Source organism: Gordonia sp. UCD-TK1 (assembly GCF_001691435.1).
GTDB lineage: Bacteria > Actinomycetota > Actinomycetes > Mycobacteriales > Mycobacteriaceae > Gordonia > Gordonia hongkongensis.
Genome location: NZ_LZMP01000052.1, coordinates 1 through 10280 on the forward strand (window position 1 = coordinate 1; position 10280 = coordinate 10280).

Genomic DNA, 10280 nt, shown 5'->3' on the forward strand with positions numbered 1-10280 from the left:
CCACCGAGGTACCACCGAGGTATATGGGCAACCCGAGCCCGACGACGCCCTCGCCGCAGTCCGGCGATCGCAGGGGCAGGCGCCCGCCCCGGCACTCGCGCTCGTGTCCCGGTCGCTGTCGATACCGCCCGACTTCGAGCCCGTGTCCCACGAGAACACCGTCGTCCTCACCTGTTCGAACGCGCCCGCCGATCGCCGGCGGGCTCTGCTCGATGCCGGCGCGACGCTGGTGGACTGCGGCGACGCCACCGTGTCGACCCCGGCCATCCTGGAGCACTGCGGTGTTCGCGGATGGTCCCGGGTGCTCTGCGAGGGCGGTCCGAGTCTGCTCGGTTCGCTCGTGGCGGCCGATGCCGTGGACGAGCTGTGTCTGACCACGAGCCCGCACCTCGTCGGCGGGATCGCCGGCCGCATCGCGGTCACCGACGAGGGGGCGGCGGTCCTGCGCGCACTGCACCCGGCGTCGATCATGACCGATGACGACGGGTTCGTGTTCACCCGCTGGGTCCGCGACGGCCGCCCGTCCACCCGGTGAGCGGTCCGGTCCCCGTTCGGGACTCACCCCGACACCCGGCTCGAGCGTCCTCGCGGATTCGTTGACTACGCTCGCGGACATGCCAAGAGCGCACACCCCGGCCGTCGGCGCAGCACCGAACTTCCGCCCGAGGGCTCTCGCGGGTGTGGTCGCCGGCGTGATCGCGGCGATCGTCCTGTCCTCTTGTGCCGTCGGTCCAGACCGTGGCCCCGACCTGATCCCGGGCGGCGGCGGTCAGGAGGGACCGGCACCGTCGTCGTCGACCGCTCCCCCCGCCCCCGCGCTCGCGGTGCCGAAGACCGACCTCGAGTGGAGCGAGTGCGCCGCCGAGACCAGCGAACGGTACGGGGTGCCGCGTCCGGAGGGCGTGACGATCGAATGCGCCGAATACGRCTCGCCCATCGACCGCGACCAGCCCGACGGCGAGGTCGTGTCGATCGCGGTGACGCGCGCCCGGACCGCGGACACCCCACCCGACGCCGCGCCGCTCGTCCTCACCTCCGGTTCCGATCTGCCGTCGTCGCGGACCCTGATGGTGATGGCCGCCGGCCAGGGCCGGGCGTTCCTCTCCTCGCACCCCGTGGTCGCGGTCGACCATCGCGGCATCCCGCTCAGCAGCGACATCGACTGCATGACCCGACTCGAACGCACGACGATCGCCAACAACGGCCTCGTCGACCGCGCCACGACGACGGACGCGCGGATCTCGCGCCTGTCCGCGGCCGCATCATCGGCCTCGGACGGGTGCACGGAGACGCTCACCCCCTACCAACTGAGTTTCGGGGCCGCGAACGCCGCCGCGGACCTCGAGTCCCTTCGCCAGCGCTGGGGCGTCGAACATCTGGGGCTCATCGGCACCGGTGAGGGTTCCGACGTCGTGCTCACCTACGCCTCCATGTACGGCGGACGTGCCGGGCGGATCATCCTCGACACCCCGACCCCGTTCGGCGCGAACGCACGCGATCGCGCGCAGTCGCAGGCGCAGGGCGTCCAGGTGGCGCTCCAGGGCTTCGCACAGCGGTGCTCGGCCCTACCGGGCTGCGCGCTCGGGTCCAACGGGGTCGCGACGATGACCCGCATGCTGGGCAAGGCACGGGCGGGCGACCTCGAGTCGCTCTCCGACACGGCCGCTCTCGATGCGATCACCACGACCCTGGCCCTGGCGCCGGACCGCCCGCAATCGTTGCTCGACCTCGCAGATGCCATCGCAGCGGCCGACCGCGGCCAGACCGCGGCGCTGGTCCGCCTCGCCGATCGCGCCGCGACCCTGCGGCTCCCCGACGGCGCCCTGGTGTCCCGCTGCAACGACGTGACCGGCCCGGTCGGTCAGAACGAGGTGCCGGGTCTGGTGGACGCGTGGTCCAAGCAGAACCCCCTCACCGGCGCGAACAGTGCGCTGTCACTCGTCCGGTGCAACGGCTGGGCGTCGGGCAATCCGGTCCGGCCACCCACGTCGCTGCCCGCCGACCCGTTGATCCTCAACGGGACGCGCGACCCGATCAACGGTGGCGAGGGAGCCAATGCGCTGGTGCCGCTGTTCATGAACGCCGAGGCCGAGCCAGTGACCGTCACCTGGGACGGCCTCGGGTATTCGGTCCTGGGACGCAGTGCGTGCGCCGCCGGGGTCGTCGCGGAGTACGTCGATCGGGCGCCGCTGCAGGGTCCGACCCAGCGGGGCTGCCCCACCTGAGTCCCCGGACCACGCCGCACGGTTCTGAGCTCGGCGGCGCGCGTAGTACGGTTCGCGGGTGGCCAATCTCGACAGGTATCTCTATCCCCCGATGAGTGCTCAGCGGATCATCCCGATGGTCCTGTGGCCGATCAGCCTGCTCATGGTCGTGCACCGCTCGGTGTTCCTCGGTGTCAACGGTGACCGCACCGACGACTTCAAACCGGTGTACGCCGCGGCCTACAACTTCCTCAACGGCCTGCCGGTCTACGGCGAGAACTACGCCACGGTCGACCCGCACTACCTCTACCCGCCGTCGGGCACCCTGCTGATGGCGCCGGTCGCCGTCATCGACTACGAGCGCGCCCGCTGGGCCTTCATCGCCGCGAGCGTCATCGCGCTGCTGATCTGCGCCTACCTGCTCACCCGCATGTTCGGATTCGCGTTCAACTCGTGGGTCATGCCGACGGTCCTGTTCTTCTTCTTCAGCACCGAGACCGTCTCGCACACACTGATCTTCACGAACTTCAACTCGTTCGTGCTCCTCGGCCTCCTCGCCTTCCTGATGCTGATGCTCAGCCGGCACGACTGGTGGGCGGGCGTGCCGATGGGCCTCACCCTCGCGGTGAAACCGGTGCTGGCGCCGCTCATGCTGCTCCCGCTGCTCAACCGGCAGTGGCGGGTGTTCGCGCTCGCCATCGTGGTTCCGGTCGTCCTGACGATCGTCGCCTGGCCCCTGTCGGTCGACGCGAACGACTTCATCAGCCGGACCGTCCCGTACCTCGGCGAGGCGCGCGACTACTACAACAGCTCGATCGCCGGCAACGGCGCGTACTTCGGCGTCGCACCCTGGCTGGTACTACTGCTTCGCGTCGCCTTCGTCGCGATGGCCGCGTTCTCGCTGTGGTTCCTGTACCGCTACTACCGCAAGACCAACGAGTTGCTGTGGATCACGGCATCGTYGGGGGTGCTGCTGTGCACGACCTTCCTCGTCGGTTCGCTCGGCCAGGGCTACTACTCGATGCTCCTGTTCCCGCTCCTGATGACGGTGCTGCTGCCCGGATCGCCGATGCGCAACTGGCCCGCCTGGCTCGGTGTCTACGGGTGCATGACCTTCGACGGTTTCTACTCCGACCGCTGGACGGCGTTCGGCTGGATGGTCGAGTACAACAAGGTCACCTGGGGTTGGTCACTCCTGATGATCGCGGTGTTCTGCTCGCTGCTGTTCCGCTACCTCGACATGCGGTCCGACGGGGTGGCCGGCATGGTGCCGCCGGTCCGCTCGGAGACCGACGCGCCACGCATCCCCGCCGCCGAGACCGGTGCCACCGAGAACGAGACCGTAGGCCTGTCGAAACAGCGCTGACACAGTCGATCCTGCCGGGGGCGCTACCGTGGAGGACATGACCGACAGCACCCCGTCGACCGACGCCGAGAATCTCGCCGAACTCACCGACGAGCAGTGGCGCCAGCGCCTGACGCCGGCCGAGTACCGTGTCCTCCGCCAGGCGGGCACCGAGGCGCCGTTCACCGGTGAGTACACCGACACCAAGACGGTCGGCATCTACCGGTGCCGCGCCTGCAACACCGAACTGTTCCGTAGCGAGCAGAAGTTCGAATCGCACTGCGGCTGGCCGTCGTTCTTCTCCCCGCTCGCCGGCGACAAGATCATCGAGGTCGAGGACAACTCGTTGGGCATGCGGCGCGTCGAGGTGCTCTGCGCGAACTGCAAGAGCCACCTCGGCCACGTCTTCGCCGGTGAGGGCTACGACACCCCCACCGACCTGCGCTACTGCAYCAACTCCATCAGCCTGACGCTGGAACCGGCCGAGTAGCAGCCGGTCCCTCGGCGCGGCTCAGGGCAGGGCGTCGATCAGCGCCGGCACCTCGACCCGCGGTCCGGTGAAGAACGGGGTCTCCTCGCGCACGTGCATCCGCGCCTCCGTGGCGCGCAGATCACGCATGAGATCGACGATGCGGTGCAGCTCCGGCGCCTCGAAGGCCAGCAGCCACTCGTAGTCGCCCAGCGCGAACGACGACACCGTGTTGGCGCGGACGTCCTTGTACGCACGCGCTGCCTTCCCGTGGTCGGCGAGCATCTTGCGCCGCTCCTCGTCGGGCAGCAGGTACCACTCATAGGACCGCACGAACGGGTACACGCAGATGTAGTTGCCGGGGTCCTCGCCCGCGAGGAACGCCGGGATGTGGCTCTTGTTGAACTCGGCGGGCCGGTGCAGCGCGACGTTGCTCCACACCGCGTTGCACGCCCGTCCCAGAACGGTCTCGCGGCGGAACTTCGCGTAGGCGGCCTGGATCGGCTCGACGTCCTCGGCGTGCCACCAGATCATGAAGTCGGCGTCGGCGCGCAGACCCGACACGTCGTAGACACCGCGGACGACGACGCCGGTGTCCTCGAGGGACTTGAAGAAGTCCGCGGCGTCGGATTTGGCCTGATCGCGATCAGCACCCAGTTCACCTGGGCGGACCGCGAACACCGAGAACATCAGGTAGCGGATCGTCGAGTTGAGTTCTGCGTAATCCAAGCGGCTCATGGATGCCATCGTGCCACCGGCGCCCACCCGGCGACCAGGCAGGTCAGCGGAGTCGGGTCACGTCAGATCTGCCAGCAGTTCGGCCGCCGCGCGACCGGCCCGACCGATACAGGCCGGCACCCCGACCCCGGCATACGACGACCCGGCCAAGGCCAGACGCGACGGCCGCGCGGCCAGCACCTGCGACATCGCGGCGAGGTGCCCGGGCGCATACACCGGCAGTCCGTCGTCCCAACGCTGGACGTATGCGTCGACGACCCGCGACGACACCGGTGCGACACCGGCGGCGCGGCACACCTCGTCGAGGTCTTCGAGTGCCTCACGACGCAGCCGGTCGTCGACGCCGGGTTCGGTCGTCTCATCCGGTACCACCGCACCGAACCTCCCGAACGACGCCCGCACCGAGACCGGCCGGTCCGCATCCGACAGATGCGCCCACTTCTGCGAGCTGAACGTGAAAGCCTTGGCGCGCAATCCTTCTCCGGTCCCCACCAGCACACCGGAGTGATCGGGCAGCTCGGTCCCCGGCGCGAGCGCGATCGACACCACCACCGACGAGGCGCCCCGGACCGCGCGTAACGGCGCGGACAGGTCCGGCGCGGACCGACCCAGGAGCTCCCCCGCCGCCCAGGCCGGCACGGCCAGGAGCACGGTGTCGTACGGTCGCGGGTCGCGAGCCGTACCGAAGTCGAGCACCCACCCGGCCCCCGACGGAGTGACATCGGTGACCGGACACGAGATCTCGGGTTCGACGCCGGCCGCGGCCCGCAGGGCGTCGAGGAGGACTTGGTATCCGCCCACGAGGGCGCCGAAGACCGGCCCCGAGGCCCCGGCCCCCGCGGCGATGAGGTCGCCGACGGCAGCGGTGAGCGACGGCGCGCCCGCGTCGAGGCGCGTGGCCAGCGCCGGTAGCGCCTCGCGGACCCCGATGTCGCCGGCGAGACTGGAGTACACACCCCCGAGCATCGGGTCGACGCTGCGCGCCACCACCGAGGGCCCGAACCGGTCGGCGACCAGGTGCCCGACCGACGTATCGGTCCCGGCTTCCCACCGCATCGAACGGTCGGGTTCACCGGACATGCGGTCGACGTCCTCGGGGTCGGCGAGACCGTCGACGACGGCCGGTCCGGCCGGGATGCCCATCAGCGCCGGACTGGGCAACGGATGCAACCGCTTACCCGACCACACCGCGGGACGGCGCGGCGTCGGCGAGACGATCCGGTCGGCGAGGCCCAGTTCGGTGACGAGTTCGAGCGCCTCGGGTCGCCGGACGATGAACGCCTCGGCCCCGACGTCGACGGCCCGACCGCCGACCGTCGTGGTGTGCAGGACCCCGCCCACCCGTCCGGAGGCCTCGAGCAGGTCGAGGTGCGCGTCGGGCCCGAGCGCACGACGAAGGCGGTAGGCGGCGGTCAGACCGGAGATCCCGCCGCCGACGATCGCGATCCGGACCCGCGGGGACATCAGAGGCTGTGGATTACTTCGACGGCCCGGGTCAGCACGTCCGGGTCGGTGCCGGGCAGCACGCCGTGTCCGAGGTTGAAGATGTGCCCGACCGCCCCGGCGGCGATCGCCCGGTCACCGTCGGCGACCACCCGGCGGACCTCGGCGTCGACGACGTCGGGGCCGGCGAACAGCAGTGTCGGATCGAGGTTGCCCTGCACGGCCTTGGCCGGGCCCACCCGGCGCACGGCCTCCTCGAGCGGCACGCGCCAGTCGACGCCGATGACATCGGCACCGACATGCGCCATCGGGGCGAGCAGCTCACCGGTGCCGACGCCGAAGTGGATGCGCGGGACGCCGTACCCGGCGACCTCGGCCAGGACACGAGCGCTGTGCGGTGCGACGAAACGCTGGTAGTCGGCGGCCGACAGCATGCCCGCCCACGAGTCGAAGAGCTGGATCGCGTCGACTCCGGCCTCCAGTTGGACACGCAGGAACGCGATGGTGATGTCGGCGAGGCGCGCCATCAGCTCGGCCCACGTCTCCGGGTCGCCGTGCATCATCGCCTTGGTCCGCTCGTAGTTGCGGCTCGGGCCGCCCTCGATGAGGTACGAGGCCAAGGTGAACGGCGCTCCGGCGAAGCCGATCAGCGCCACCTGGTCCCCCAGCTCGCCGAGCAGCAGTTCGATGGCCCGCGCGATCGAGCCGACCGCTGCCGGTTCCAGCCGCGGGATGCGCGACACCGCGTCGGGCGAGCGCACCGGCTCGGCGATCACCGGCCCGGTGCCCGCGACGATGTCGAGGTCGATGCCGGCGGCCTTGAGCGGCACCACGATGTCGGAGAACAGGATCGCCGCGTCGACGTCGTGCCGGCGGACGGGCTGCATGGTGATCTCGCAGACCAGTTCGGCGTCGAAGCAGGATTCCAGCATGCCGTGATCGGCGCGGATGGCCCGGTATTCGGGCAGCGAGCGGCCCGCTTGCCGCATGAACCACACCGGACGGCGTGACGGGGTCGCGCCGGTGGCCGCGGCGACGAGCGGCAGGTTCGACCTATGGACCCGGGTACCAGTTGCGTTCGACATCACCGCTTACTCTGCCATGCCCCTCGATCTGCGCACGGGTGGTCCTCGGCGCGCCTCCGCCGTGGCCGGGCACCCCAGCCCTACGGTCGAACGGTGACCTCTTCGGGAGCTCCGGACGAGCCTGCTGATTTCCGCGCGGCGGTGGAGTCGCTGCATGCTGCCCGGGTGCGCCGCGAGATCGAGGTCGGGCCCATCCGCCCGCCGCAGCGCCTGGCGCCGTACAGCTACGCCGTCGGCGCCGAGGTGCGCCCGCCCGAGGACCTCGACGTCGTGCCCACGGATTCGCAGGGCAGCGCCTTCGGGCGCCTCATCCTGCTGTTCGATCCCGCCGGACAGGACGCGTGGAACGGCACCATGCGCCTCGTCGCGTTCCTCCAGGCGGAGGTGGAGGCCGCCCTGGCCATGGATCCGCTGCTGCCCGAGGTGGCCTGGAGCTGGCTCAGCGACGCCCTCGGCGTCCCGGTGGGTGCGACCGCCACCCCCGACGGTTCCGCCCACCGCGTCGAGGTGACCGCGCTCGGCGGCACCGTCACCTCAACGACGTCGGTCCGGTACGGCGACATCGCCGGACCTCCTCGCGCACATCAGCTCGAGGTGCGCGCCTCGTGGACCGCCCTGAGCTCGGACGGCCTGAACAACCACCTCGAGGCGTTCTGCGACGTGCTCGCCTCCGCCGCCGGCCTCCCGCCGGTCGGGGTCACCGAACTCGGCGCGACGTGAACGACTCCACCCCCGGGGATGCGGCCGAGAACCCGATCGAGCCGGACCCCGCGCCGGAGGTCACCCCGTTGCTCCGGCCGGCCGACGGCGTGCCCCCGGTACTGGCGACCGCCAGCGAATTCGCCGACGCGGCAGCCGCTCTGGCAGCCGGCGACGGGCCGATCGCCGTCGACACCGAACGCGCGTCGGGCTACCGGTACTCGCAACGCGCCTATCTGATCCAGATCAAACGACGCGGATCGGGGAGCTTCCTGCTGGACCCGATCGGTGATCCCGGCGCGCTGGCGCCCGTCATCGACGCGATGCGCGGACCGGAATGGGTGCTGCACGCGGCCGATCAGGACCTCCCGTGCCTCCGCGAACTCGGTTTCGAGTGCGTCGAGCTGTACGACACCGAGCTGGCCGGACGCCTCCTGGGCCTGGCGAAGGTCAACCTCGCCGCGATGGTGGCGGAGTTCCTCGGGCTGGGACTCCTCAAGGGACACGGCGCCGCCGACTGGTCGCGCCGCCCGCTGCCCGACGAGTGGCTGAACTATGCCGCGCTCGACGTCGAGGTCCTCGTCGAACTGCGCGACGCCATGGACGCCGCACTCGCGGAAGCAGGCAAAGACGGCTGGGCGCGAGAGGAATTCGCGTACGTCCTGGGTCGGCCGCCGGCACCGCCGCGCACCGACCGGTGGCGCAAGACGTCGAACGTGCACACCGTGAAGTCCACCCGCGCGCTCGCCGCGGTCCGCGAATTGTGGACCGCGCGTGAGGAACTGGCGCAGCGTCGGGATGTCGCGCCCGGACGTGTCCTGCCCGACACCGCCATCGTCAACGCCGCGACCGTGAACCCCCAGTCCATCGCCGAACTCACCAAGCTGCCGGTCTTCGGCGGCCCGCGTCAGCGCCGTCAGGCCGGGATCTGGATGTCCGCGCTGCAGCGGGCGCGCGAGATCCCCGACAGCAAGCTGCCCTCGCGGAAGTCGACCGGGCCGGGTCTGCCCCCGGTCAGCCGGTGGGATCAGCGCAATCCGGAGGCCGCGGCGCGGCTGCAGGCGGTCCGGCCGGTGCTCAAACAGATCGCCGAAGGTCACACCCTGCCGGTGGAGAACCTCCTCGCACCCGATGTGGTGCGACAGCTGTGCTGGGACGGGTTGCCGGAACCGATCACGACCGAGGCGGTCGATGCACATCTGGCCGCCGCCGGCGCCCGCACATGGCAGCGGGCGCTCTGTGTGGAGGCCCTGACCGAGGCCCTCCTCGACGCCGCCCGACCTGGGCCGACGGCGGCCGCCGAGTAGATCGCCAAGCCCGACGAGACCCCCGGCCATCGCGCTGTGGCGCCGACCTTCGCGTACATTCGGGGGTCACGACCCGAATGCCATCACCCGAGTACGCGAGCCACCGGGAAGTCACCTCCGGTGAGCACACCACCTTCCGCGATGGGAGCAGATCCGTGGCCACAGTCTCCGTCGGCATCGACTCCGACCTCGAACCGAGCGCAGCATGGGCGCTCGCCAGCAACCTCTCGCGCTTCGACGAGTGGATGACCATCTTCGGCGGGTGGCGCTCGCCGGTCCCCGACACGATCGCCGAGGGCACCACCATCTCCTCCCTCATCAAGGTCAAGGGCTTCCGCAACGTGATCCATTGGACCGTCACCGACTACGACGAGCCGCGGCTCATCGCGCTCTCGGGAACCGGCCGCGGCGGGGTAGACATCGATCTGGCGATGAAGGTCGACGAGATCGCCGACGGTTCGCACTTCGATCTGTCGGCCGAGTTGTCCGGCGGTCTGCTCAACGGCTCGGTCGGCAGGCTCGTCGCCAAGATCCTGGAGTCCGATGTGCACAAGTCGATCTCGAACCTGGCGACACTGCGCTGAGTCGATCGGGGCCGACCTGACCCCTCTGCACCCTAATCCGAGGAACCACCAAACCGCTGGTCTGTGGGGTGCAAGCGACCCCCTCCCTCCGCTCCCTGCGGTGCGAGGAGCGCCAGCGACGAGCCAYGAAGACATCCCAGGGGTGCAAGGTGTCAAGCGGCGAGGTTGGCGCGGTGGTTCCAGGCGGTGTGTTCGTTGTAGAGGGTGCGGTGTTTGAGGCAGCCGTGGAGGATGCCGATGAGCCGGTTGGCGAGCGCACGCAAGGCTTGGGGGTGGGACTTCTTCTGATCTCGCAGGCTGTCGTAGTAGACGCGGGCGCCGGGACTGCCGGTCAGCGCGCTTTGCGCCATCGCCATGGCGGCGGCGTTGAGGCGGGTGTTGCGGATATGGCGGGCCAGCACGACGT

General features: G+C 70.4%; 10 protein-coding genes and 1 pseudogene. 7 read left to right on the plus strand and 4 right to left on the minus strand.

The window, feature by feature from the left end:
- The 4 genes from A9310_RS21185 to msrB all read left to right on the plus strand — a co-directional run.
- The coding region (locus A9310_RS21185; RefSeq protein ID WP_065632262.1) for a dihydrofolate reductase family protein at positions 1-535 on the plus strand (535 nt) is incomplete at its 5' end.
- A gap of 79 nt (positions 536-614) precedes the next feature.
- Positions 615-2225, plus strand: coding sequence for an alpha/beta hydrolase (locus tag A9310_RS21190; RefSeq protein ID WP_083207468.1), 1611 nt, complete (start codon positions 615-617; stop codon positions 2223-2225).
- A gap of 58 nt (positions 2226-2283) precedes the next feature.
- Entirely contained in the window at positions 2284-3570 is a 1287-nt protein-coding gene (locus A9310_RS21195) for a glycosyltransferase family 87 protein (protein ID WP_065632263.1), read from the plus strand.
- A gap of 37 nt (positions 3571-3607) precedes the next feature.
- Positions 3608-4039 carry a peptide-methionine (R)-S-oxide reductase MsrB gene (msrB, locus tag A9310_RS21200; protein WP_065632268.1) on the plus strand — a complete coding sequence of 144 codons (432 nt, stop codon included), beginning with the start codon at positions 3608-3610 and terminating at the stop codon, positions 4037-4039.
- 21 nt (positions 4040-4060) lie between these two features.
- On the opposite strand, the gene hemQ is transcribed toward msrB, so the two are convergent.
- The 3 genes from hemQ to hemE are packed head-to-tail and all read right to left on the minus strand — an operon-like array spanning position 4061 to position 7284.
- Positions 4061-4756 (minus strand): hydrogen peroxide-dependent heme synthase, encoded by a 696-nt coding sequence (gene hemQ / locus A9310_RS21205; protein ID WP_058250316.1) that lies wholly within the window; start codon positions 4754-4756, stop codon positions 4061-4063.
- A 57-nt stretch (positions 4757-4813) separates the two neighbouring features.
- Complete coding sequence (locus A9310_RS21210; protein WP_065632264.1) at positions 4814-6220, minus strand: FAD-dependent oxidoreductase; 1407 nt, start codon at positions 6218-6220, stop codon at positions 4814-4816.
- Entirely contained in the window at positions 6220-7284 is a 1065-nt protein-coding gene (gene hemE, locus A9310_RS21215; RefSeq protein ID WP_083207469.1) for a uroporphyrinogen decarboxylase, read from the minus strand. The genes A9310_RS21210 and hemE overlap by 1 nt, the downstream gene beginning before the upstream one ends.
- Before the next feature lie 93 nt (positions 7285-7377).
- Here hemE and A9310_RS21220 point away from each other — a divergent pair, with 93 nt between their 5' ends.
- The 3 genes from A9310_RS21220 to A9310_RS21230 all read left to right on the plus strand — a co-directional run bounded on the left by A9310_RS21220 (position 7378) and on the right by A9310_RS21230 (position 9874).
- Complete coding sequence (locus A9310_RS21220; RefSeq protein ID WP_058250234.1) at positions 7378-8004, plus strand: DUF3000 domain-containing protein; 627 nt, start codon at positions 7378-7380, stop codon at positions 8002-8004.
- A complete protein-coding gene (locus A9310_RS21225) occupies positions 8001-9290 on the plus strand; it encodes an HRDC domain-containing protein (protein WP_065632265.1) in 1290 nt (429 codons plus the stop codon). Before A9310_RS21220 ends, A9310_RS21225 begins: the two co-directional genes overlap by 4 nt.
- A 155-nt stretch (positions 9291-9445) precedes the next feature.
- Positions 9446-9874, plus strand: a complete 429-nt coding sequence (locus A9310_RS21230; protein ID WP_065632270.1) for an SRPBCC family protein — start codon at positions 9446-9448, stop codon at positions 9872-9874.
- Between the two features lie 152 nt (positions 9875-10026).
- Here A9310_RS21230 and A9310_RS21235 read toward each other — a convergent pair.
- Positions 10027-10280 (minus strand): annotated as a pseudogene (locus A9310_RS21235) (IS110 family transposase); the annotation flags it as partial.